The sequence below is a fragment of the Serratia ureilytica genome (genome assembly GCF_017309605.1).
Taxonomy (GTDB): Bacteria; Pseudomonadota; Gammaproteobacteria; order Enterobacterales; family Enterobacteriaceae; genus Serratia; species Serratia ureilytica.
In genome coordinates this window covers 3,198,257-3,221,930 of sequence record NZ_CP071320.1, presented here as the reverse complement: position 1 = coordinate 3,221,930, position 23,674 = coordinate 3,198,257, and the positions used below count along the sequence as shown (strand labels likewise).

The following is a 23,674-nucleotide window of genomic DNA, read 5'->3' as shown; positions in this document are numbered from 1 at the left end:
GCTATATGCAGTTTTTTGACGTTTTTTTTGTGAGCATACAGGGGGCAAGGGATGTTGCTTAAAAAGGGAAACTCTCTACGACGTTTGGCGCTGAGTGGCGCTATCGCCTGTAGTCTTGTGTCGTCGTTTTCCGCATTGGCCACCGTAACGGCGTTACCGGTGGCATCAGCAGGCATGTCCGTTGCGCAGAGCCGTTCTGAACTGCTGGCCGCGTTGCCGCGCGGCATGGATCTGCACTACCTTTCCACGCTGGCGCCGCTGTATGCGGCGAATCATATGCAGCCGATGTGGCAGGATCGCGAGGCCGTTCAGCAGTTTCAACAGCAGCTGGCCGAGCTGGCGATGTCCGGCGTGCAGCCGCAGTTCACCCAATGGGTGAAGATGTTGACCAATCCGGCGCTCAATGACGTAGGCCGCGATGTGGTGCTGTCCGATGCGATGCTGGGCTATTTGCAGTTCGTGTCCGCTATCGGCGCCAACGGCACCAGTTGGCTGTACAGCAATATTCCCTACAAGCTTGGCTTGCCGCCCACTGCGGTGATCAACCAATGGCAGCTGGCGGTGCGTCAGGCGCGCACGCTGAGCTATGTGAATTCGCTCGCGCCGCAGCACCCGCAATACGCCAAGATGCATCAGGCGCTGCGCGATATGTTGGCGGATAACCGCCCCTGGCCACAGGTGGGCAGCGGCCCGAGCCTGCGCCCAGGACAAATGAGCAACGATATTCCTGCGCTGCGTGAAATCCTGACGCGCACCGGCATGCTGGCCGCTTCGGCGCCGGAGGCCGAGCCGGAGCCGGCGGTCGTCTCGGCGAAGAGCAATGAGCCTGATGACGGCGGGCTGACGGTAGACGAAGAGAAGGGGCGTGTGACGGTCAGTCCGTCGGCGGCGCCGGTGACGGAGTTGACCGCTGAACAGACGCCGCCGCAGGTCGGCAGCGTGGTGAGCGACAACCTCTATACCAACGAGCTGGTGGAGGGCGTCAAACGTTTCCAGAAATGGCAGGGGCTGACGGCGGACGGCGTGATCGGCGTGCGCACTCGCGAGTGGCTCAACGTGTCACCGAAAACCCGCGCCGCGCTGCTGGCGTTGAATATCCAACGTCTGCGAATTTTACCGGGGCATGTCGGCACCGGCATTATGGTGAATATTCCCAACTACTCGCTGACCTACTACCAGAACGGCAACGAAGTGCTGTCCTCCCGCGTTATCGTCGGGCGGCCGAGCCGCAAGACACCGCTGATGAGCAGCGCGTTGAACAACGTGGTGGTCAACCCGCCTTGGAACGTACCGACTACGCTGGTGCGTGAGGATATCGTGCCGAAGGCGATGCGCGACGGTAACTATTTCCAGAAACACGGCTATACCGTGCTGTCGGGCTGGAGCAACGATGCGGAGGTGATCAACCCGGCGATGATCGACTGGAGCATGGTCTCTGCGCGCAACTTCCCGTATCGCGTGCGCCAGGCGCCGGGTGCCACCAACTCGCTGGGGCGTTTCAAGTTCAATATGCCGAGTTCGGACGCGATCTACCTGCACGATACCCCGAACCACAGCCTGTTCCAGAAAGACATTCGCGCGCTCAGCTCCGGCTGCGTGCGGGTGAACAAGGCTTCCGATTTGGCGAATATGCTGCTGCAGGATGCCGGCTGGAACAATAGCCGCGTTTCCTCCACGCTGAAAGAAGGGAATACCACTTATGTGAATATTCGCCAGCGTATTCCCGTAAAACTGTATTATCTGACCGCCTGGGTTTCGGATGACGGCCAACCGCAATTCCGTACAGATATTTACAATTATGATAATACGGTGAGATCGGGTGCACAAATTTTGGCTCAGGCCAAAAAATTAATGCAGTAAATGCAGTAATTATAAATAAATAACGGTCAGAATGTTTGGCTATACCGCAGGCCCTCTTACCTGGGGGCCTGTAAACCTAGGCGTATCGCGGGTTGACTCAGCATACGCAGGCGGTTATGGTTCGGACAGTGCGCTGCTTTGTGCATTTATTTTGACATTCTTGCCGGGTTTAACAGAGTCATGGACAAAATTGATCATCATCGCCGTAAATGGCTGGCGCTAGGCGGCGCAGCTATGGGCATAGCGCTGCTCCCTGGGCAGGCGTTTGCCAGTCTTTCCACCGCTCGACCGCGTATTTTAGTGTTGAATAACCTGAATACCGGTGAATCTATTAAAGCCGAGTTCTTTGACGGCAAAGGCTACAATAAAGAAGAGTTGGTTCGGCTAAATCATCTGTTCCGCGATTATCGCGCCAACAAGGTTAAATCGATCGATCCCAGTTTGTTTGATCACCTCTATCGCCTGCAGGGGCTGCTGGGTACCAGCAAGCCGGTGCAGCTGATCTCCGGTTACCGTTCCGTAGATACCAACAACGAATTGCGCGCGCACAGCCGTGGTGTGGCCAAGCACAGCTACCATACCAAGGGCCAGGCGATGGATTTCCATATTGAAGGTATCCAATTGAGTAATATCCGTAAAGCGGCGTTAAAAATGCGCGCTGGTGGTGTAGGATATTACCCACGTAGCAACTTCGTGCACATCGATACCGGCCCGGTTCGGAGCTGGTAATCGCGGTGCCCTCAGTGAATAACGCCGCTCCTTGCGGAGGCGGCGTTATTGTCGTTGGAGCCTTATGAAATACCATCTTATTCCCGTTACCGCTTTTAGCCAGAATTGCAGCCTGATCTGGTGTGAAAACACGCAGCAGGCGGCGTTGGTCGATCCCGGCGGCGAAGCGGAAAAAATCAAAGCGGAAGTGGCGAAGCAGGGTGTGACAATCACGCAGATTTTGCTGACGCACGGCCATTTGGATCACGTCGGCGCGGCGGCGGAGCTGGCGGAACATTATCAGGTGCCGATTTACGGCCCGGATAAAGAGGACGCTTTTTGGCTGGATGGTTTGCCGGCGCAGAGCCGGATGTTCGGGCTGGAAGAGTGTGCGCCGCTGACCCCGACCCGTTGGTTGTCGGAAGGCGATGAGATGCAGGTGGGCGAGATGAAGCTCAAGGTGTTGCATTGTCCTGGGCACACACCGGGCCACATCGTCTTTATCAATGAGCAGGCGCGTTTGGCGCTGGTGGGTGATGTGCTGTTTAACGGCGGCGTGGGGCGCAGCGACTTCCCGCGCGGTGACCATCAGGCGCTGATCGCCTCTATTCGCACCAAGCTGTTGCCGTTAGGCGACGACATGCGCTTTATTCCCGGCCACGGTCCAATGTCGACCTTCGGTCACGAGCGCCAGACCAACCCGTTCCTGCGCGAAGAGCCGGCGGTGTGGTAACGATCATTTCCCGGCAGAAATAATTAAGGGGCGCATAGCGCGCCCCTTCAAACTGGTGGCTTTCGCCGACGCGCTTAGAGCACGGCGACGATGGCTTCACACAGCGGCGCCATATTGTCCGGCGTCATGCCCGCCACGTTCACCCGGCCCGAGTTCACAGCGTAAACGCCAAACTCTTCACGCAGACGCAGCACCTGCTCTTTGGTCAGGCCGCTGAACGAAAACATGCCGTTCTGCTGGATGATGAAGCTGAAGTCCTGCTGCGCGCCTTTCTCCTGCAGGGTGTTCACAAATAGCTGACGCATGCGGTGAATGCGTTGGCGCATATCGGTCAGCTCTTGTTCCCACATCGCGCGCAGCGCATCGTTGCCCAGAATGGTGGCGACAACGGCGGCGCCGTGTGACGGCGGGTTGGAGTAGTTGGCGCGAATGGCCGCTTTCACCTGGCTGAAGGCGCGATCGGCGGTTTCGGCATCGGCGGCTACAATAGTGCAAGCGCCGACGCGCTCATTGTACAGACCGAAGTTTTTCGAATAGGAACTGGCGACGATCAGTTCTTTATGTTTGGCGGCGAAAATACGCAGGCCCTGCGCATCTTCTTCCAGGCCGTTGGCGAAGCCCTGATAAGCGAAGTCGAACAGCGGCAACCACCCGTTGGCGACGGAAAGTTCAGCCAGCTGCGCCCACTGTTCCGGCGTTGGATCGATACCGGTCGGGTTATGGCAGCAGCCGTGGAACAGCACGACATCGCCGGCCTGCGCCTGTTTCAGGCTGTTCAGCAGGCCGTCAAAATCCAACGCGTGGTTGGCGGCGTCATAGTAGGCGTATTCCAGCACTTCCAGGCCCACGGCGCTAAAGACGTTCTTGTGGTTCGGCCAGCTTGGGTTGCTGATCCAGATGCGTTTGGCGCTGGTCTGGTTGGCGATAAAGTCTGCCGCCACGCGCAGGCCGCCGGTGCCGCCAGGCGTCTGTGCGGTGCGCGCGCGGCGATCGGCGACGATCGGGCTCTCTTTACCGAACAGCAGCTCTTGCGTGCAGCTGGCGAACGCCGGGATGCCCTCAATGCCGAGATAGTTTTTGGTGGTCTCATTTTCCAACAGATACTGTTCAGCTTTCTTTACGCTGGTCAGCACCGGGGTTTTACCGGTTTCGTCTTTATAAACGCCAATGCCTAAATTGATTTTATTCGGGCGGGCGTCGGCGCGGAAAATGTCGGTCAGGCCCAGGATCGGGTCGGCGGGTGCGGCGGTGATTTTTTCAAACATGTCAGGTGCTTCCAAATCTCGGAGTTAAGCAGACAGAAGCATCAGGGTAGCGCCAGTTATCGGCTTTGCCAACCGTTTGCGATAAAAACACCGCGATCTTATGAACGTGAAGGATTCGACAGAAAAAATGATGGGGAAGGGGGAATCGGCAGGATAAAAAGTTACCGGCTGATACAAACAAAAACAGGGCCGAAGCCCTGTTTTTTTAACTTAGTCGACGGTGAACCGCCGATAAGCGAGACAACTTAGAACTGGTATACCAGACCAACGCCTACGATATCGTCAGTTGCGATGCCGGTTGCTTTGGTGAAGTCGTTGTCATCCAGCAGGTTGATTTTGTAATCAACATAGGTGGACATGTTTTTGTTGAAGTAGTAAGTGGTACCAACAGAAACATATTTAACCAGATCTTGGTCAGAACCCACGCCTGGGACGTTCAGGTTTTTACCCTTAGACTGCAGGTAAGACACTTCTGGGCGCAGACCGAAGTCGAACTGATACTGAGCAGTCACTTCGAAGTTCTGAGTTTTGCTAGCGAAGCCGCCGCAGTTTTCAGTCGCTGCGCAAGTGTTGGTGAAGTTACCGCCACCGAACGGAGTCATGTTACGGGTTTCTGCATACATTGCCGCCAGGTAGACGTTGTTGGCGTCATATTTCGCGCCCACGGTCCATGCGTCAGCCTTGTCGCCACGCTCGTTGGAACGCAGTTTCTGGTCGTCGGTACGGTTGGAAGAAGCGTATGCAGCGCCGAAGCTTACGCCTTCGCCGATGTCATAAGTAGAGGAAATGCCCCAGCCGTCGCCGTTTTGTTTTTTGACGTCACGGCCGTCGTTCTGGTTTTTGCCCTGGTATTGCAGAGCGAAGTTCAGACCGTCAACCAGACCGAAGAAGTTGTTGTTACGATAGGTCGCAACACCATTGGTACGGCCGGTCATGAAGTTGTCGGAGTAGGTGTAAGTATCGCCACCGAACTCTGGCAGCATATCGGTCCAGCCTTCCACGTCGTACAGTACGCCGTAGTTACGGCCGTAGTCGAAGGAGCCGTAGTCAGCGAATTTCAGACCGGCGAAGCCCAGACGGGTTTTGGTGCCTTCGGTGCCCTGAGATTCGGCGTGGTTGGACTGAACGTTGTATTCCCACTGGCCGTAACCGGTCAGTTGGTCAGTAATCTGGGTTTCACCTTTGAAGCCGAAACGAACATAGGTCTGATCGCCGTCATTACCTTTGTCTTTGGAGAAGTAGTGCAGACCGTCAACTTTGCCGTACAGATCCAGCTTGTTGCCGTCTTTGTTGTAGATTTCAGCTGCGTTTGCTGCACCAGCAGCCAACAGAGCCGGGATTACCACTGCAAGAATGTTGCGCTTCATCATTATTACCCTCATTGGTGTTATTCGGACACCTTTGCCACTGCCGCCAATAATTCTTTGGGAACTATTGTTGATAGATTGGTGTCGTCCTGTGTCTGAACGCAGTGTTCCATTCACAGGCGGGTTAATCTAGGACGAAAATGATACCAATGTCCCAATCAGGTTGCAAAAGGAAAACATGTGTAACCAAATGTAATTTTTCGGGAACTTTGTGACGTGCGTCAATATTAAAAAATGCGAAAGGCCAGCGATGCTGGCCTTTGTTTTGTAACGAAATCGTTTAAAAAACGTGTGATCGTATAAATTAGAAGCTTGCGTTACGCGGCGTGCGCGGGAATGGAATCACATCGCGCACGTTTTGCACGCCGGTGACATAGGCGATTAAACGTTCAAAGCCCAGGCCGAAACCGGAATGCGGCACGGTGCCGTAGCGGCGCAGATCGCGATACCACCAGTAGTCTTCTTTATTCAGCCCCATCTCTTCCAGACGCTGATCGAGCACGTCGAGGCGTTCTTCACGCTGCGAGCCACCGATGATTTCGCCGATGCCCGGCGCCAGCACGTCCATGGCCGCGACGGTCTTGCCGTCTTCGTTCATGCGCATGTAGAACGCTTTGATGTCTTTCGGGTAGTTTTTCACCACCACCGGCGCCTGGAAGTGTTTCTCCGCCAGGTAACGTTCATGCTCGGAAGAGAGATCGATGCCCCAGGAAACCGGGTTTTCGAAGGTTTGGTCCGAGGCCAGAAGGATCTCAATGGCGTCGGTGTAGTCCACCTGGGCGAAATCGGAAGACACGAAGCGCTCCAGACGAGCGATAGCGTCTTTATCCACGCGCTCGGCGAAGAATTTCAGATCGTCGGCACGTTCATCCAGCACCGCCTGGAACACATACTTCAGCATGCTTTCGGCGAGGCCGGCGACGTCGTCCAGCGTAGCGAAGGCCACTTCCGGTTCGATCATCCAGAACTCCGCCAGGTGGCGGCTGGTGTTGGAGTTTTCGGCGCGGAAAGTTGGGCCGAAGGTGTAAACCTTCGACAGCGCGCAAGCGTAGGTTTCGCCGTTCAGCTGGCCGGAAACGGTGAGGAAGGCTTCCTTACCGAAGAAGTCTTCGCTGAAATCGACGGTGCCTTTGTCGGTGCGCGGCAGGTTTTCCAGATCCAGCGTGGACACGCGGAACATCTCGCCGGCGCCTTCGGTATCGGAGGCGGTGATCAGCGGAGTAGAGACCCAGAAATACCCATTTTCATGGAAGAAGCGGTGGATCGCCTGCGCCAGAGTATGACGTACGCGCGCCACGGCGCCGATCAGGTTGGTGCGCGGGCGCAGGTGAGCCACTTCGCGCAGGTATTCGATGCTGTGGCGCTTGGCCGCCATCGGGTAAGTGTCCGGATCGTCGACCCAGCCGACCACTTTGATTGCGGTAGCCTGCAGTTCGAAGCTCTGGCCTTCGCCCGGTGAAGCGACGACTTTGCCGGTGACTTCAACCGAACAACCGGTGGTCAGATGCAGCACTTCATCCTGATAATTCGGCAGAGAATTATTAACGACGGCCTGTAACGGATCAAAGCAGGAACCGTCATAGACGGCCAGGAAGGAGATACCAGCTTTTGAATCTCTCCGGGTACGTACCCAGCCGCGTACGGTGACTTCACTGTCAACCGCAGCACGACCTTGCAGTACGTCGACTACAGGCACTACGCTCATAGATTTCTCTCTTTAATAATTTGGTTTAGAAATAGCTTACAACCCAAGAATATGGGGGTAATGGCTATGTTACTTGCCGCGGTGCAGAGCACAAGCAGAAATCATCGGATTGTCGCAACATTTATCGCGGCTGACTGAAAAGAGGGCGTTCGGGATAAAAACAAAAAAGCCGGCGCGTAAACCGGGCCGGCTTTCTTTCTCTCTATATAGAGAAGGTTCAGCTGGCTTTCTTCACCAGCGGCAGATCGAAGGCCTTGCGCAAGGCCCGCACGAATGCCTGGTCCTGGCAGATGGTCTTGCCGGGGCTGTCGGAGAGCTTAGCCACCGGTTTGCCTTTGCATTCGACCAGCTTGATCACGATATTCAACGGTTTAACGCCCGGAATATCACAGGTCAGGCGCGTGCCGATACCGAAGCTGAGATTGATGCGCTGATAGAAGTGGCGATAGAGCGCCAGCGCTTTTTCCAGATCCAGGTTGTCCGAGAACACCAGCGTTTTGCTCATCGGGTCGATGCCCAGTTTCTGATAGTGGGCAATGGCTTTCTCACCCCACTCGACGGGATCGCCCGAATCGTGGCGCAGCCCCTGATAACGCTCGGCGAACTGCGGGCCGAAGTCGCGCAGGAAAGCATCCATGGTAATGCAGTCGGTGAGCGCGATGCCAAGCTGATCGGGGTATTCATCCAGCCAGGCCTGCAATGCGGCGCGCTGGCTGTTGGCCAGCACCGGGCTTATCTGCTGATGCGCCTGGAACCATTCATGCGCCTGCGTGCCGACCGGCGCCAGGCCGAGCTGATGCGCCAGATCGTAATTGCTGGTGCCCGACAGGTACGGGAATTCGGCCTGCAAGGTGCTGACGATGGCCTGTTGTACGCCCTGGGAGAAACGGCGACGGGTGCCGAAGTCCATCAGCTTGAAGCGTGAAAGATCCAAATCGCCCGCCAGCGTCTTGAACTGCGCCAACTTGGTTTGCAGGTGGGCTACCGCCTGTTCCGGCGTCGCCAGCGGAGAACGCCGGCGGTGCACCACTTCGCTGATCACCGCCAGCAGCGGCACTTCCCACATGATCACTTCACGCCACGGCCCGGCGATGCGGATTTGCAGCTTGCCGTCGCGGTTGTCGATGGTCACCTGCTGCGGATCGTATCGGAACGTGCGCAGCCAGCTCAGGTAATCTTGACGGAAGAAGGGCAGACCCGAAAGGTAAGCGAATTCGGCGTCGGTCAGCGCCAGCTGGCTCATCAGGGCGACCTGCGCGCGGATCTCGTCGGCATATTCGCCCAGCAGTTCGTCGCCGCGGCAGCGGAATTCCGCCGCCACGCTGATCGCGGGATAGCGATGGAACACTGCTTGCTGCATATGAAGCTTGTAAGCATCGGTATCAAGCAGTGATGTCAAAATCGGGGAAGCGTATTGAGTCATAGCGCGTTACAGCATCCTCGTCAGGCGCGTGTCCAAATCCGGATAATCATAAAAGTGGGGGTGGAGTATACCCGGATTATCCTGTTATTGAAGCTGCATCACACCATAAATCACCGAAGCGGGTCGAGGATTAAACGTGCCTTTATGGCGGGCTGGCGACGGCGGCGGGGGAAAAAAGCCAGATATGCCTGTAAGGTGAATGACTTAGCCTAATTAGTCATAAAAATTATAATGTTAATTATTTTAAACAACAAATCAGATAAACCCGGCCTGGGTGTGCACGCTGACCCGATCCTTGCCGTTCTTTTTGCAAAAATAGAGCGCTTCGTCCGCCTGTTTTATCGCCGCCTGCAGCGCAGTGAACGCGTTGACCGGCGCAATGCCGCAGCTGGTGGTGAAACGCACTTGCCGCCCGTCGGCCAAATTTAGCGTCAGGCGATGGGTGCGGGCGCGCAATTGCTCCATGATGTCCCGCGCGTTGTCCAACGAACAGTTGCCCAGCAGCACCGCGAACTCTTCGCCACCGTAGCGGCAGAAGATGTCGCTGGCGCGAAACGCGCGTTGCAACAGATGGCCGAATTCCACCAGCGCCCGGTCACCGACATCGTGGCCGTAGCTGTCGTTGAGCTGTTTGAAGTTGTCGATATCGATCAGGCAAAAGGCCTGCGGGTAGCTACCGTCGCCCAATAGCTGGCATTCGAGGAAGAATTTACGGCGGTTATAAATGTTGGTGAGCGGATCGAGGAAGGAAGAGGCCTCAAGCTCTTTAATCAGCAGCTGTTTCTCGCTTTCCAGCGAGACCTTGTCCAACTGATATTGTCTGAGCTGTTGAATGGCGTCGCTGATGGCGATCAGTTCCCGGCTGTAGAAGGCGTCGTTGCGATCGATATTCATCTCGCCGCGCGACAGCCGCACGATATTGTTGTGGGTTTTGGTCAACCAGCGGTTGATGTTGGTGCAGAACACCAGCGCCGGCAAAATGAACAGCAGCACCCCCAGACCGGCGAGCGCGATCATGCCGTAAATGGTGGTCTGGCTGTCATAAATCTTGTGACGCGAAGCGACGGTTTCCAGCTCGAAGCTGCGTTGATACAGCGTCTGAGAAAGCCCGCTCAACTCGTCGACATAGCGCGAGATCAGCGCGGCGGGATAAGGCTTTTGGGTATTGATGGCGGTGTATAGCCCATCGGTAATCTGCTTGAGGCGTTCGGTAGACACCTGGCTGAGCAACTGATTGACGATGCTGGTGGTTTGCACGTCGTCGTAGTTGAGCTTCATGAAGATCAACCGGGTGCTCAGCGCGTTCAGGACGCCGGTCAACTGAATGGACTTCAGATAGGCGTCTTTGCGATCGAGCGGGCTGACGTTGACGTCGATAATCTGATCGCTTAACTCCGTCAGCGACATATTCAGCCGGTTGTTGAGGCGAATGGCCTCGAGAAACATAAAGGAGTCGGTATCCACCATTCGGGTATCGTAGGTGTAGCGGTAATAGCTCTTGCTGGTTTGCGAGATGTAATAGGCGCTGTTGATGTTGAACAGGTTGGCGTTGGCGTTGTTGACCTGCGAAAGCTGCAGGTTGTCGTTATCCAGCAACTGTTCCATCAGGCCGATCATCGACAGCGCGGCGATTTTTTGCCGCACACCCAGCTCCCTGGCGACCGTGTCATTCAGATGCTCGCGGATCCGGGCGATTTTCTCACGCGCCACCCGATCGGCGGCCAGACACTGCGCGCGAGTGATTTGCGGATCGATCAGGCTCAAGCGTTTGAGACGGTGAGCCTGCAGCGAAGCCTGAAAGGCCTCGGAGATTTCTTTGGCGCGATCGATCTTATACAGGTTGAGCTGGTTATCGCGGTACTCGGTATGGGCTTCGAGCAGTTCCTCGACGATGAACAGCGAGAAGGAGGTCATCAGGCACAGGGTGAAAAAATAGATAGCGTATTTGATTTTCATAGTGCGAGTCATCCCTGAGCCTGATTCGGCAATTATACCATCATGCCGCCTGTGCCGCCTCAACAATGCCGGAGCGCCGCGAAGGCGGTTTTTTAGCATTAAATGCTGATTTTTATTTAGCCATTGGTCACCCGCGCTGCCATCTGGTGGGTGAACTATGATTTGCCTCTGATTTCTTTATCGCGCTTGCCCGGCGGATCTGGGCTTTTCAGCCAGCTGTGATACAGTTTATTCACAATCAGGTTCGCCGAGCGCCGCAGGGGAAATCCCCAGCGACGGCGCGGAGGAGAAGAGCGGCCTGGCACCTATAACTCACTGAGACGTTTAAGGGTTTTTATGACACAACAGCCACAGGCAAAATATCGCCACGATTATCGCGCGCCCGATTACACCACGACCGACATCGATTTGGACTTCAGTCTGGACGCGGAAACCACGCGCGTGACCGCCGTCAGTAAAATCAAACGTCAGGGCGCAGCCGACGCACCGCTGGTGCTGGATGGTGAAGATCTCACGCTGGTGAGCATTCAGGTCGACGGTCAACCGTGGAGCGCCTATCGTCAGCAGGATAACCAGCTGATCGTCGAAGCGTTGCCGGCACAATTCACTCTGACCATCGTCAACGATATTCACCCGGCGAAAAACACCGCGCTGGAAGGGCTGTATCTGTCCGGCGATGCGCTGTGCACGCAATGCGAAGCCGAAGGCTTCCATCATATTACCTATTACCAGGATCGCCCGGACGTGCTGGCGCGCTTTACCACCCGCATCGTGGCCGACAAGGCGCGCTATCCGTTCCTGCTGTCGAACGGCAACCGTATTGGCCAGGGTGAATTGGCCGATGGTCGCCACTGGGTGCAATGGCAGGATCCGTTCCCGAAACCTTGCTACCTGTTCGCATTGGTGGCGGGGGACTTCGACGTGCTGCGCGACAGTTTCACCACCCGTTCCGGCCGTAAGGTCGCGCTGGAGCTGTTTGTCGATCGCGGTAACCTGGATCGCGCCGACTGGGCGATGACCTCGTTGAAAAACTCGATGAAGTGGGACGAGACCCGCTTCGGTCTGGAATACGATCTCGACATTTATATGATCGTGGCGGTCGATTTCTTCAATATGGGCGCGATGGAGAACAAAGGGTTAAATATCTTTAACTCCAAATACGTGTTGGCGAAGGCGGAAACCGCCACCGACAAAGATTACCTGAACATCGAAGCAGTGATTGGCCACGAATACTTCCACAACTGGACCGGCAACCGCGTCACCTGCCGCGACTGGTTCCAGCTCAGCCTGAAAGAGGGGCTGACGGTGTTCCGCGATCAAGAGTTCAGTTCCGATCTGGGCTCGCGTTCGGTCAACCGTATCGATAACGTGCGCGTGATGCGCGGCGCGCAGTTCGCCGAAGACGCCAGCCCGATGGCGCATGCCATTCGTCCGGATAAAGTCATCGAGATGAACAACTTTTACACCCTGACGGTGTATGAGAAAGGTTCTGAAGTGATCCGCATGATGCACACCCTGCTGGGGGAAGAGAACTTCCAGAAAGGGATGCAGCTCTATTTCGAACGCCACGACGGCAGCGCCGCCACCTGCGATGACTTCGTACAGGCGATGGAGGACGCGTCCAACGTGGATCTGTCGCGCTTCCGCCGTTGGTATAGCCAGTCCGGCACGCCGCTGTTGACGGTGCGCGACGAGTACGATGCGGAAACTCAGCAATATCGCCTGCATGTCAGCCAGAAAACCCCGCCGACCGCCGATCAGCCTGAGAAGTTGCCGCTGCATATCCCGCTGGATATCGAGCTGTATGACAGCGAAGGCAACGTCATCGCGCTGCAGAAGGGCGGCCTGCCGGTCAACAACGTGCTGAACGTCACCGAGGCGGAGCAGACCTTCGTGTTCGACGGCGTGGCGCACAAGCCGGTGCCGTCGCTGCTGCGTGAATTCTCTGCGCCGGTGAAACTGGATTATCCGTACAGCGATCAGCAACTGACCTTCCTGATGCAGCACGCGCGCAATGAGTTTGCGCGTTGGGATGCGGCGCAGAGCCTGCTTGCGACCTACATCAAACTGAACGTGGCGCGGCACCAGCAGAAGCAGCCGTTGTCGCTGCCGCTGCACGTGGCCGACGCGTTCCGTGCGGTGTTGCTGAACGAGACGCTGGATCCGGCGCTGGCGGCGCAGATCCTGACGCTGCCGTCGGAGAACGAAATCGCTGAACTGTTCGCCACCATCGATCCGGAAGCGATCGCCGCGGTGCACGAAGCGATCGTTCGCTGCCTGGCGCGGGAGTTGGCCGATGAGTGGCTGGCGGTGTATCACGCCAACAAGACCGACGGCTACCGCGTGGAGCACGCCGACATCGCCAAGCGCGCCTTGCGCAATGTGTGCCTGGGTTATCTGGCGTTCGGCGAAGATGCGGCGCTGGCGGACCAACTGGTGAGCGAACAGTATCGCCAGGCGGATAACATGACCGACTCGCTGGCGGCGCTGTCCGCTGCGGTTGCGGCCCAGTTGCCGTGTCGCGATGCGCTGTTGGCGGCGTTCGACGAGCGCTGGCATCAGGATGGCCTGGTGATGGACAAATGGTTCGTGCTGCAGGGGAGCAGCCCGTCGGCGGATGTGTTGAGCAAGGTGCGTGCGCTGCTGCAACACCGCTCGTTCAGCCTGAGCAACCCGAACCGCACCCGCTCGCTGATCGGCGGCTTCGCTTCCGGCAACCCGGCGGCGTTCCATGCGGCGGATGGCAGCGGTTATCAATTCCTGGTGGAGATCCTCAGCGATCTCAACCAGCGCAACCCGCAGATCGCCGCGCGCCTGATCGAACCGCTGATTCGCCTGAAGCGTTACGACGCCGGTCGCCAGGCGCTGATGCGCAAAGCGTTGGAACAGCTGAAAGGGTTGGAAAACCTGTCCGGCGATCTGTACGAGAAGATCAGCAAGGCGCTCGACGCCTAATCTTCTCACCGTGAATACCCAAAGGGACGGTCTGCGCCGTCCCTTTTTTCGTTCAATTCGCCGCCTGGCGTGGGCTGGCCGCGGTGACCGGCGGCGATAACACCCGCTCCAGCACTTCAGCTTCCAGTTCCGCCAGCCTGGCTGAACCCTTACGGCGTGGCCGCGGCAGATCGATGCTCAGATCCAGTCCGATGTGGCCCTCTTCAATCAGGATCACCCGATCCGCCAGCGCGATGGCTTCGCTGACGTCGTGCGTCACCAGCAGTACGGTAAAACCGTGCTGTTGCCACAGCGATTCTATCAGCCCTTGCATCTCGATGCGCGTCAGGGCATCCAGCGCCCCGAGCGGTTCGTCCAGCAGCAGCAGGCGGGGGCGGTGGATCAACGCGCGTGCCAGGGCGACCCGCTGCTTTTGTCCGCCGGACAGCGCCGCCGGCCAGTCGCGGGCGCGATCCGCCAAACCGACCGCGGCCAGCGCCTGCAGCGCCGCGTCGCGCCAGTGGCCGCGCAGCCCCAGACCCACGTTGTCGATCACCGTTTTCCACGGCAACAGGCGCGCATCCTGAAACATCAGCCGGGTATCCTCTTTGGCGGCGGCAAGCGGCGCATTGCCGCTGAGCAGCGCGCCGCTGCTGGCCTGTTCCAGGCCGGCCAACAGACGCAGCAGGGTGCTCTTGCCGCAGCCGCTGCGGCCGACCACCGCCACGAACTGCCCGGCAGAGATGCGTAGCTGAATGTTATCCAGCACGGTGCGGTTGCCGTAACGTTTGCCGATGGACTCCAGCGTCACCGGCGTGCCTTGCACAAGGCGAGCGGGAAGGGTCATAGCGCTTCTCCCTGTTTCAGTTGATAGGCCGGATGCCAGCGCAGCCAGACGCGTTCCAGCAGTTGCGCGCCCACGTCTGCCAGCTTGCCGAGCAGGGCGTACAGCACGATCGCCACCACCACCACGTCGGTTTGCAGAAATTCACGCGCGTTCATCGCCAGATAACCGATGCCGGAGTTGGCCGAGATGGTTTCGGCGACGATCAGCGTCAACCACATGAACCCGAGGGCGAAACGCACGCCGACCATAATCGACGGCAACGCGCCCGGCAGCACTACCTGCGTGAACAGGCGAAAACCGCTCAGACCGTAGCTGCGCGCCATCTCCAGCAGGCCGCGATCGATGTTTTTGATGCCGTGATAGGTATTGAGATAAATCGGGAACAACGTGCCGAGCGCCACCAGAAAGATCTTGGCGGATTCATCGATGCCGAACCACAGGATCACCAGTGGGATTAGCGCCAGGTGCGGCACGTTGCGGATCATTTGCACCGAACTGTCCAACAGGCGTTCACCCCAGCGCGACAGCCCGGTAATAAAGCCGAGAATCAGTCCGATGCTGCCGCCGATGCCAAAGCCTAACAACGCACGCTGGCTGCTGATGCTCAGGTGCTGCCACAGTTCGCCGCTTTGGCTCAGGCGCCAGAAGGCGGCCAGCACCGCACTCGGCGCCGGCAAAATGCGGTTGGACAGCCAGCCGGTTTCGACGGCGACTTGCCAGATGATCACCAGCGCCAGCGGCAGCGCCCAAGGGGCCAGCCGGTACAGGATGCGTTGCGCGTTCTTTGCCATCGGGGCGCTCCTCAGCTCTGCGACACTTTTTGCGGAACATAGATGTTGGCCACCACTTCGCCCTGCGGGCGCACCGGTTGAAGGCGCGCGGGCGTTTCCTCCTGCGCCAGATCGAGGTGCGGAAACAGCAGTTCGCCGACGCGGTAGGCCTCTTCCAGATGCGGATAGCCGGAGAGAATAAAGGTGTCGATGCCCAGATCGGCGTATTCCTGCATGCGCGCCGCGACCGTCGGGCCATCGCCCACCAGCGCGGTGCCGGCGCCGCCGCGCACCAGGCCGATGCCGGCCCACAGGTTCGGGCTGATCTCCAGATTATCCTTCTTGCCGCCGTGCAGCGCCGCCATGCGCCGTTGGCCGACGGAGTCGAAGCGGGCAAAGGCCTGCTGCGCGTTGGCGATGGTTTCCTCATCGAGGTGAGCGATCAGCCGATCGGCGGCGCGCCAGGCTTCTTCGGTGGTTTCCCGCACGATGACGTGCAGACGGATGCCGAAGCGTACCTGCCGGCCCTTCGCCGCCGCTTTGGCGCGCACCTCTTCGATCTTCTCTTTGACCTGTGCCGGCGGCTCTCCCCAGGTGAGGTACATTTCTACCTGCTCGGCGGCCAGATCCTGCGCGGCGGCGGAGGATCCGCCGAAATAGAGCGGCGGGCGCGGTTGCTGCACCGGCGGGAACAGCAGTTTGGCGCCTTTCACCTGAATATGCTTGCCGTGGAAATCGACGGTTTCACCTTCCAGCACCCTGCGCCAGATATGAGTGAACTCGGTCGAGGCTTCGTAACGCTCTTCATGACTGAGATGCAACCCCTCCGCCGCCAGCTCTTCCGGATCGCCGCCGGTGACCAGATTGAACAGGGCGCGGCCGTTGGACAGGCGATCCAGCGTCGCCGCCTGACGCGCCGCCAGCGTAGGGGAGATGATACCCGGCCGCAGCGCGACCAAAAATTTCAGCCGCTGGGTGACCGGGATCAGCGAGGCGGCCACCAGCCAGGAGTCCTCGCAAGAGCGACCGGTGGGGATCAGCACGCCGCCGAATCCCAGTCGGTCCGCCGCTTGGGCGATTTGTTGCAAGTAACCGTGATCGACGCTGCGAGCGCCCTGTGCGCTGCCAAGATAGTGGCCGTCGCCGTGGGTGGGTAAAAACCAGAAAACGTTCAGGCTCATCGTCAATGCTCTCCCGTATTTATTGCGCGCTTGGGCGCCAGATGCGTTGCGAGATGTCGACCTTCACCGGCACCAGCCGGTTGGCGTAAAACAGGTCGGCGGTTTGCTGCTGCGCGGCGATCGTATGCGCATCGAGCGGTGTGATGGCGGTCGGGGGACGGTGATCCAGATAGCTGGCGATCACCGGTTCCGGCAGCCCCATGGCGTTGGCCAGCAAGGTCACGCTTTGCGCCCGGTCGCTGCGGGTGAGCGCATCGGCCTGGGTCAGCACCGTCAGGACCTGGCTGATAAAGGCGCCATTGGCTTCGACATAAGGGCGCGCCGCCAGATAGAAGGAACCGGTCTGGTTCAGATCGGTGCCGTCGCCGAGCACCCGAACGCCGCCTTGCAGCAGCGCGGCGGAATAATAAGGATCCCAGATAGCCCAGGCATCGACGTTGCCCTGCTGGAATGCGGCGCGCGCATCGGCGGGGGTCAGGTAGGCGGGTTGGATATCCGTAAATTTCAGGCCGGCCTTTTGCAGCGATCGCAGCAGCAGGTTGTGTGAGCTGGATCCTTTCTGAAATGCGACCTTATGGCCTTTCAGATCGGCGACGGTTTTGATCGGGCTGTTTTCCGGCACCAGGATCACTTCCGCCTTCGGTTTGGGAGGCTCAACGCCGACATACAGCAGGTCCGCCCCGGCGGCCTGCGCGAAGATCGGCGGAATATCACCGGTGCTGCCCAGATCGATGCTGCCGACGTTCAAGGCTTCCAGCATCTGCGGGCCGGCGGGAAATTCAATCCAACTGATGCGGGTGGCGGGGAAGCGCTCCTCCAGCAGCCGGTGGCTTTTCGCCAGCACCAGACTCACCGATCCTTTCTGGTAACCGATGCGAAATTGCGCCGGATCCTGCGCGACGGCGGCGTTGGCCCAGACCAGCGACAGCAGGCCGGTGAAGGCCGCTGCGTTCAGCCAACGTCGCAAAGCGTTGCGTTGTTTCATTCAGGCTCTCCTTTTCCAGGCATTTCAGGCGGTTTGACGCGCCGTCAGCGGCGAGGCGACGCGCAGCGCGGGCGGTTTGCGGCGCCCAAGCGCCAGATAGAAACTGGCGAGCGCTTCTTCCAACCGGGCGGCCACGGCGTCGGTGAGCGTGGCGCTTTCGCCGGTCAGCTGGATCTGACTGTCGTCGGCGAACACGCCGTGCAGCACCTCTTGCGCTTTGAGCGCCGCCAGCACCGGTTTCAGCGCATAGTCCACCGCCAGCATGTGACCGACAGAACCGCCGGTCGCCAGCGGCAGCACCACTTTATGGTCCAGCGCGCGTTCCGGCAGCAGGTCCAGCAGGGTTTTCAGCGCGCCGGAGAACGACGCTTTATAAACCGGTGTGGAAATCAGCAGGCCGTCGGCCTGCGCCAGCTGGTCGGCAAACGCCTTGATCGCCGGACTGTTGAAGTTGGCGTACAGCAGATCTTCGGCATCGAAGTCGTGCAGGGTATAGGCCGTCACCTCCACCCCTTGTTGCCGCAGCCAGTTCTGACTCAGCGAGAGCAGCGCGGCGGAACGTGATGGGATGCGTGGGCTACCGGCCAGTGATATAACGCGCATTGCCACTCCTTATAACTAAAAGTTAGGTTTAATTAGAAAATTAATGGGAAGTGTTTTAAACCTACCAGCAACCGGGCGCGTTTTTTAAATCTCATTTTTTGATTTGGATATGCGTAAAAGCGGATTGGCGCCGATTTGGCGATGAAGAGGGAAAACGATTGCGTAAAAACGGCTTTTTTTGCCTTTAATCAATTCCAATTAGGCGGGGGATACCGGATAATACGCCCCCGGTTTGCAACCGGGAAATCAGGAGAGTCCATGTACTACCCCCTCATCAGGAAAGCGTTGTTCCAGCTCGATCCGGAGCGCGCGCACGAAGTGACCTTTCGTCAGCTCAGCCGTATTACCGGCACCCCATTAGCGTTTCTTGTCCGTCAGTCCGTGCCGACCAAACCGGTCAGCTGCATGGGGCTGTCGTTTAAAAACCCGCTGGGATTGGCCGCCGGTCTGGATAAAAACGGCGAATGCATCGATGCGTTCGGCGCGATGGGCTTCGGCCATGTGGAAGTCGGCACCGTGACGCCGCGTCCGCAACCGGGCAACGACAAGCCGCGCTTGTTCCGCGTGGTTGAGGCGGAAGGCCTGATTAACCGCATGGGGTTCAATAACCATGGTGTGGACAATCTGGTTGAAAACGTTAAGAAATCCCATTTCGGCGGCATTCTTGGGATCAATATCGGCAAGAATAAAGACACGCCGGTCGAGCAGGGCAAAGACGATTATTTGATCTGCATGGATAAAGTTTATCCGTATGCCGGATATATCGCGATTAACATCTCTTCACCGAATACGCCGGGGTTACGATCCTTACAGTATGGCGAAGCGTTGGACGATCTTTTGGCTGCGATTAAAAATAAGCAGCAGGAATTACATGCGCGCCATCACAAATATGTGCCGGTGGCGGTAAAGATCGCGCCGGATCTTTCTGAAGAAGAATTGATCCAAATTGCCGATAGCCTGGTGCGGCATAATATCGATGGCGTGATCGCCACCAATACCACGTTGGATCGAAAATTGATCCAAGGGCTGAATTACTGCGAACAAGCGGGCGGGTTAAGTGGGCGTCCGTTGCAATCACGCAGCACCGAAGTGATCCGTCGCCTCTCCACCGAACTGCAAGGGCGTCTGCCGATTATCGGCGTAGGCGGCATCGATTCGCTGACGGCGGCGCGCGAAAAAATGGAGGCCGGCGCGAGCCTGCTGCAAATTTATTCCGGATTTATCTATCACGGCCCGCGTTTGATTAAAGATATCGTTACCCATATCTAATATTTTTCCTCTCATTTTATTCCGGGGGTTTATTTCTGCCCCCGGCTCGTCTATATTTTGTTCGTTAGCTTAAATATCGTTCGCGGAATTATCCGATGTTTAAGCTATTTCATCGGTGATAAAATCGCCTTTTAGGGTGAGTGCGGCGTTGGCATGGGCAGCGAGAAGGATACGAAATGAAGATAAAACCTGACGATAATTGGCGTTGGTATTTTGATGCCGAACACGATCGGCTAATGCTGGATTTAGCTAATGGTATGATCTTTCGTTCACGTTTCCCGGCCAAAATGTTAACGCCGGACGCCTTCGATGAATGCGCTTTTTGCGTGGATGACGCCGCCCTTTATTTCACCTATGAAGAACAGTGCAAGCAGGTCAAGCTGAGCCATGAACAGCGCGCCGAGCTGGTGTTGAATGCGCTGGTCGCCTACCGCTTCCTGAAACCGCTGATGCCGAAGAGCTGGCATTTCTCGCAGCAGCACTACCCGTTGCAGCCGAAAAACGGCGAGCTGGCGGCGGTGAAAGTGATGGAAAGCGGCGCGGAAGCGCGCCTGCTGGTGGTCGAGGCCGGGGATAACGCCAGCCTGTGCCTGCTGGCGCAAAATCAGCTGACGGTCGCCGGCCGCACCATGGTCTTGGGTGACGCCATCAAGGTGATGCACGATCGGCTGAAACCTTGCGCGCAGGATGAAAGCGCCGCCCCGGCTTACGACAGGGCGGTATAAGGCGGATTACGCCAACGTCAAATCAGTTTTCGGGATGCAGCTGCAGCACAGGATGGTGCCGTTGTCGCCCAGCGCGCTTTTCTTCAGGGGCGCGACTTCACCGCTCAGCAATGTAATGCGGCAGCTGCCGCAAATCCCGGCGCGGCACGAGTAAGGCACGCGAATGCCTTGCTGTTCCAGTTGTTCGAGCAGGATCTGCTGGTTATTGCCGGTAAATACCTTTCCTTCATATTCGATCGTGACGCTGTGCGCGCTGTCCTGCGGCGCCTGCACGCTCTCCACCACTTTACCTGCGCCATAAGGGCGCGGCGGCTTGGTTGACAAGACTTCCACCGTATCGCCCACGCGAATGATGCCGCTGTTGCGCGCGATCATATTCTGGCCGAAATCGATGTCGCCGTTGTCGGCGGAGCGGAATTTTTGCAGCGTGCTGAGCGGTTCGCCGCTCGGGTGCTTGCGGCCACGCTCGGTGCTGACGGTGGTGAGCACGCAGCGGCTGCAGGGTTTCACCAGATCGAACATCACATCGCCGACGCGGATCACCTGCCAGCCGTCTTCAGCCCAGGCGGTAGCGCCGCTCACCACCAGATTGGGGCGGAACTGTTCCAGCTTGATGCTGCCGGGGCAACGCTGCTGCAGGTCGTTGAACGAGGCTTGGTTAATCAGCAGATAAGGGTAGCCGTCGGCAAACGTCAGCGGGATTTCAGGGTGTTTCTTGACCCGGCGGGTCAGCTCCGGCCCCAGCCAGCGCAGCTGCACGTCGCGCTGGAAGTAGCCGCTCAGCCAGCGGTTGATCTCATCCGGCGCGATCAGCGCGGTGAAATGGTTGCCCCACACCTCGGTCGGCTGCGGCGTGGCTGCGAAGTCGCTGAAGCGAATGGCGGCGCTTTCACCGTCCGGCGCGGTCAGAAACAGCCCGTCCGGCAACAGCGCCGGCGTGAACAACACCATCTGCGGATATTGGCGCGCGGTAATAAAGGTGCCGTCCGGTTCGGTGATCATAAAGTTGCGGTCAAAGGCCAGACCGCTGCTGCCGACCTGGGCGTAGGAAAGCTGCAAGCCGCGCAGTGATTTAACCGGATGGACGTAGAGTCTGGAAAGCGTGATCACCCTTATCTCCGTGCGATGATTAAATAGAAGGGAGCAACTTTATGACAAGCGGTGCGGATTAGCTATAATGCGCAACAATTTTCTTTTTGGTGATAAGTACGATATGAACTCTCTGTTTGCCAGCACGGCGCGTGGATTGGAAGAACTGTTAAAAAGCGAGCTGGAAACGCTTGGCGCTCACGACTGCAAAGTGGTGCAGGGCGGGGTACATTTTCAGGGTGACGATCGTCTTCTGTACCAAAGCCTGCTGTGGAGCCGCCTGGCTTCGCGCATTTTGTTGCCGCTGAACGAATTCCGCGTGCACAGCGACCTGGATCTGTACCTCGGCGTGCAGGCGATTGACTGGCCGAGCATTTTTGGCGTGGATAAAACCTTCGCCGTGCATTTCAGCGGCGTGAACGAAGAGATCCGCAACAGCCAGTATGGCGCGCTGAAGGTGAAAGACGCCATCGTTGACAGCTTCACCCGTAAGCTCGACCAACGCCCGACGGTTGCCAAACAGCAGCCGGACATTCGCGTTAACGTCTTCCTGCAACGCGATATGGCCAGCGTGGCGCTCGATCTGAGCGGCGAAGGCCTGCACCAGCGCGGCTACCGCGATCTCACCGGCCAGGCGCCGTTGAAGGAAAACCTGGCGGCCGCCATCGTGTTGCGTTCCGGCTGGCAGCCGGGCACGCCGATGCTCGATCCGATGTGCGGCTCCGGCACGCTGTTGATCGAAGCGGCGATGATCGCCGCCGATCGCGCGCCGGGCCTGCACCGTCAACACTGGGGCTTCAGCGCCTGGAATGGTCACAACGCCGAACTGTGGCGTGAAGTCACCACCGAAGCGCAGGTGCGCGCGCGTCGCGGCCTGCAGGAAACTACCTCTCGCTTCTTCGGTTCCGATATCGATCGTCGGGTGATTGAGATGGCGCGCGGCAACGCCCGCCGCGCCGGCGTCGCCGAGCTGATCACCTTCAACGTCGGCGACGTTGCGCGCTTGACCAACCCGCTGCCGGAAGGCCCGCACGGCACGGTGATCAGCAACCCGCCGTACGGCGAGCGTCTGGAAAGCGAACCGGCGCTGATCGCGCTGCACAACATGCTGGGGCGCGTGATGAAAAGCGCCTTCGGCGGTTGGCAGCTGTCGCTGTTCAGCGCCTCGCCGGAGCTGTTGAGCTGCCTGCAGCTGCGCGCCGAGCGCCAGTTTAAGGCGAAGAACGGCCCGCTGGAGTGCGTGCAGAAAAACTATCAGCTGGCGGCAAGCCCGGCCGGCAATGCTACTGGCGGCGTGCAGGTGGCGGAAGATTTCGCCAACCGTCTGCGCAAGAATTTGAAGAAGCTCGACAAGTGGGCGAAGCAACAAGGCATCGAATGCTACCGCCTGTACGATGCCGATCTGCCAGAATACAACGTCGCGGTGGACCGTTACGGCAGCAAGGTGGTGGTGCAGGAGTATGCGCCGCCGAAAACCGTCGATGCGCAGAAGGCGCGTCAGCGCCTGTTCGATGTGATCAACGCGACGCTGGCGGTGCTGGAATTGCCGTCGAATCAGCTGATCCTGAAAACCCGCGAGCGGCAGAAGGGCAAAAACCAGTACGAGAAACTGGCGCAGAAGGGCGAGTTCTTGCTGGTGGAAGAGTATAACGCCAAGCTGTGGGTCAACCTGACCGACTATCTCGATACCGGCCTGTTCCTCGATCACCGCATCGCGCGCCGTATGCTGGGCGAGATGAGCGGCGGCAAGGACTTCCTCAACCTGTTCGCCTATACCGGCACCGCCAGCGTGCATGCCGGGCTGGGCGGCGCGCGCAGCACCACCACGGTGGACATGTCGCGCACCTACCTGGAATGGGCGGAGAAGAACCTGCGCGCCAACGGCCTGACCGGCCGCCAGCATCGGCTGATCCAGGCCGACTGCCTGTCGTGGCTGAGCAATGCCAATGAACAGTTCGACGTGATCTTCATCGATCCGCCGACGTTCTCCAACTCCAAGCGGATGGAGAACACCTTTGACGTGCAGCGCGATCACCTGGCGCTGATGAAAGATTTGAAACGGTTGCTGCGCCGCAACGGGACCATCATGTTCTCGAACAACAAGCGCGGTTTCCAAATGGATATGGCAGGGCTGAGTGCGCTGGGCCTGGAGGCGAAAGAGATCACCGCCAAGACGCTGTCGCAGGATTTTGCCCGTAACCGTCAGATCCACAACTGCTGGCTGGTGACTCACGCCGGCGAAGGAAAATAATTA

At 58.2% G+C, this 23,674-nt stretch carries 18 protein-coding genes; 7 read left to right on the top strand and 11 right to left on the bottom strand.

Annotated features, from left to right (window positions below):
* Positions 1-51 precede the first annotated feature (51 nt).
* The 3 genes from ldtD to J0X03_RS15145 all read left to right on the top strand — a co-directional run bounded on the left by ldtD (position 52) and on the right by J0X03_RS15145 (position 3,301).
* On the top strand, positions 52-1,860 hold the full coding sequence (ldtD, locus tag J0X03_RS15155) for a L,D-transpeptidase (protein WP_071991639.1): 1,809 nt from the start codon (positions 52-54) through the stop codon (positions 1,858-1,860).
* Between the two features lie 180 nt (positions 1,861-2,040).
* Positions 2,041-2,589, top strand: a complete 549-nt coding sequence (gene mepK, locus J0X03_RS15150; protein ID WP_004928217.1) for a peptidoglycan L,D-endopeptidase MepK — start codon at positions 2,041-2,043, stop codon at positions 2,587-2,589.
* Positions 2,590-2,653: 64 nt separating this feature from the next.
* On the top strand, positions 2,654-3,301 hold the full coding sequence (locus J0X03_RS15145) for an MBL fold metallo-hydrolase (protein ID WP_033642573.1): 648 nt from the start codon (positions 2,654-2,656) through the stop codon (positions 3,299-3,301).
* Between the two features lie 74 nt (positions 3,302-3,375).
* Here J0X03_RS15145 and J0X03_RS15140 read toward each other — a convergent pair whose 3' ends face one another.
* The 5 genes from J0X03_RS15140 to J0X03_RS15120 form a co-directional block, all read right to left on the bottom strand.
* Positions 3,376-4,566, bottom strand: a complete 1,191-nt coding sequence (locus J0X03_RS15140; RefSeq protein ID WP_033642574.1) for an amino acid aminotransferase — start codon at positions 4,564-4,566, stop codon at positions 3,376-3,378.
* A 245-nt stretch (positions 4,567-4,811) separates the two neighbouring features.
* The gene (gene ompC, locus J0X03_RS15135) at positions 4,812-5,936 is read right to left on the bottom strand and encodes a porin OmpC (protein WP_046686781.1); all 1,125 of its coding nucleotides are present in this window, start codon (positions 5,934-5,936) and stop codon (positions 4,812-4,814) included.
* A gap of 301 nt (positions 5,937-6,237) precedes the next feature.
* Entirely contained in the window at positions 6,238-7,638 is a 1,401-nt protein-coding gene (gene asnS / locus J0X03_RS15130) for an asparagine--tRNA ligase (RefSeq protein ID WP_122016397.1), read from the bottom strand.
* Between the two features lie 217 nt (positions 7,639-7,855).
* Positions 7,856-9,061, bottom strand: coding sequence for a nicotinate phosphoribosyltransferase (gene pncB / locus J0X03_RS15125; RefSeq protein WP_033642577.1), 1,206 nt, complete (start codon positions 9,059-9,061; stop codon positions 7,856-7,858).
* Between the two features lie 255 nt (positions 9,062-9,316).
* On the bottom strand, positions 9,317-11,017 hold the full coding sequence (locus J0X03_RS15120) for a GGDEF domain-containing protein (protein WP_033650680.1): 1,701 nt from the start codon (positions 11,015-11,017) through the stop codon (positions 9,317-9,319).
* Between the two features lie 336 nt (positions 11,018-11,353).
* On the opposite strand from J0X03_RS15120, the gene pepN reads away from it, so the two are divergent.
* Positions 11,354-13,972 (top strand): aminopeptidase N, encoded by a 2,619-nt coding sequence (gene pepN / locus J0X03_RS15115; protein WP_046686784.1) that lies wholly within the window; start codon positions 11,354-11,356, stop codon positions 13,970-13,972.
* A gap of 52 nt (positions 13,973-14,024) precedes the next feature.
* On the opposite strand, the gene ssuB is transcribed toward pepN, so the two are convergent.
* The 5 genes from ssuB to ssuE are packed head-to-tail and all read right to left on the bottom strand — an operon-like array spanning position 14,025 to position 18,337.
* Positions 14,025-14,798 (bottom strand): aliphatic sulfonates ABC transporter ATP-binding protein, encoded by a 774-nt coding sequence (ssuB, locus tag J0X03_RS15110; RefSeq protein ID WP_160204156.1) that lies wholly within the window; start codon positions 14,796-14,798, stop codon positions 14,025-14,027.
* Positions 14,795-15,589, bottom strand: coding sequence for an aliphatic sulfonate ABC transporter permease SsuC (gene ssuC, locus J0X03_RS15105; RefSeq protein WP_160204157.1), 795 nt, complete (start codon positions 15,587-15,589; stop codon positions 14,795-14,797). The genes ssuB and ssuC overlap by 4 nt, the downstream gene beginning before the upstream one ends.
* Before the next feature lie 11 nt (positions 15,590-15,600).
* On the bottom strand, positions 15,601-16,749 hold the full coding sequence (ssuD, locus tag J0X03_RS15100; RefSeq protein ID WP_016928301.1) for an FMNH2-dependent alkanesulfonate monooxygenase: 1,149 nt from the start codon (positions 16,747-16,749) through the stop codon (positions 15,601-15,603).
* A 19-nt stretch (positions 16,750-16,768) separates the two neighbouring features.
* Positions 16,769-17,734 (bottom strand): sulfonate ABC transporter substrate-binding protein, encoded by a 966-nt coding sequence (locus tag J0X03_RS15095; RefSeq protein WP_033642582.1) that lies wholly within the window; start codon positions 17,732-17,734, stop codon positions 16,769-16,771.
* Positions 17,735-17,758: 24 nt separating this feature from the next.
* Positions 17,759-18,337 (bottom strand): NADPH-dependent FMN reductase, encoded by a 579-nt coding sequence (gene ssuE, locus J0X03_RS15090; RefSeq protein ID WP_033642583.1) that lies wholly within the window; start codon positions 18,335-18,337, stop codon positions 17,759-17,761.
* Between the two features lie 258 nt (positions 18,338-18,595).
* Here ssuE and pyrD point away from each other — a divergent pair, with 258 nt between their 5' ends.
* Both pyrD and J0X03_RS15080 read left to right on the top strand, forming a co-directional pair.
* Positions 18,596-19,606: a quinone-dependent dihydroorotate dehydrogenase gene (pyrD, locus tag J0X03_RS15085; RefSeq protein ID WP_019454516.1), complete on the top strand. Its 1,011-nt coding sequence runs from the start codon at positions 18,596-18,598 to the stop codon at positions 19,604-19,606.
* Positions 19,607-19,782: 176 nt separating this feature from the next.
* Positions 19,783-20,331: a cell division protein ZapC gene (locus J0X03_RS15080; RefSeq protein ID WP_004928171.1), complete on the top strand. Its 549-nt coding sequence runs from the start codon at positions 19,783-19,785 to the stop codon at positions 20,329-20,331.
* A 6-nt stretch (positions 20,332-20,337) separates the two neighbouring features.
* Here the strand turns inward: J0X03_RS15080 and J0X03_RS15075 are convergent, their stop codons facing one another.
* Positions 20,338-21,441, bottom strand: a complete 1,104-nt coding sequence (locus J0X03_RS15075; RefSeq protein ID WP_033642584.1) for a YcbX family protein — start codon at positions 21,439-21,441, stop codon at positions 20,338-20,340.
* Positions 21,442-21,544: 103 nt separating this feature from the next.
* Between J0X03_RS15075 and rlmKL the strand changes: the two genes are divergently transcribed.
* Positions 21,545-23,671, top strand: a complete 2,127-nt coding sequence (gene rlmKL / locus J0X03_RS15070) for a bifunctional 23S rRNA (guanine(2069)-N(7))-methyltransferase RlmK/23S rRNA (guanine(2445)-N(2))-methyltransferase RlmL (RefSeq protein WP_089192583.1) — start codon at positions 21,545-21,547, stop codon at positions 23,669-23,671.
* The last annotated feature ends 3 nt before the right edge of the window (positions 23,672-23,674 follow it).

Coding starts and splice junctions, on each gene's coding strand:
- ldtD (WP_071991639.1), top strand. CDS start 52: ATGTTGCTTAAAAAGGGAAACTCTCTACGACGTTTGGCGCTGAGTGGC.
- mepK (WP_004928217.1), top strand. CDS start 2,041: ATGGACAAAATTGATCATCATCGCCGTAAATGGCTGGCGCTAGGCGGC.
- J0X03_RS15145 (WP_033642573.1), top strand. CDS start 2,654: ATGAAATACCATCTTATTCCCGTTACCGCTTTTAGCCAGAATTGCAGC.
- J0X03_RS15140 (WP_033642574.1), bottom strand. CDS start 4,566: ATGTTTGAAAAAATCACCGCCGCACCCGCCGACCCGATCCTGGGCCTG.
- ompC (WP_046686781.1), bottom strand. CDS start 5,936: ATGATGAAGCGCAACATTCTTGCAGTGGTAATCCCGGCTCTGTTGGCT.
- asnS (WP_122016397.1), bottom strand. CDS start 7,638: ATGAGCGTAGTGCCTGTAGTCGACGTACTGCAAGGTCGTGCTGCGGTT.
- pncB (WP_033642577.1), bottom strand. CDS start 9,061: ATGACTCAATACGCTTCCCCGATTTTGACATCACTGCTTGATACCGAT.
- J0X03_RS15120 (WP_033650680.1), bottom strand. CDS start 11,017: ATGAAAATCAAATACGCTATCTATTTTTTCACCCTGTGCCTGATGACC.
- pepN (WP_046686784.1), top strand. CDS start 11,354: ATGACACAACAGCCACAGGCAAAATATCGCCACGATTATCGCGCGCCC.
- ssuB (WP_160204156.1), bottom strand. CDS start 14,798: ATGACCCTTCCCGCTCGCCTTGTGCAAGGCACGCCGGTGACGCTGGAG.
- ssuC (WP_160204157.1), bottom strand. CDS start 15,589: ATGGCAAAGAACGCGCAACGCATCCTGTACCGGCTGGCCCCTTGGGCG.
- ssuD (WP_016928301.1), bottom strand. CDS start 16,749: ATGAGCCTGAACGTTTTCTGGTTTTTACCCACCCACGGCGACGGCCAC.
- J0X03_RS15095 (WP_033642582.1), bottom strand. CDS start 17,734: ATGAAACAACGCAACGCTTTGCGACGTTGGCTGAACGCAGCGGCCTTC.
- ssuE (WP_033642583.1), bottom strand. CDS start 18,337: ATGCGCGTTATATCACTGGCCGGTAGCCCACGCATCCCATCACGTTCC.
- pyrD (WP_019454516.1), top strand. CDS start 18,596: ATGTACTACCCCCTCATCAGGAAAGCGTTGTTCCAGCTCGATCCGGAG.
- J0X03_RS15080 (WP_004928171.1), top strand. CDS start 19,783: ATGAAGATAAAACCTGACGATAATTGGCGTTGGTATTTTGATGCCGAA.
- rlmKL (WP_089192583.1), top strand. CDS start 21,545: ATGAACTCTCTGTTTGCCAGCACGGCGCGTGGATTGGAAGAACTGTTA.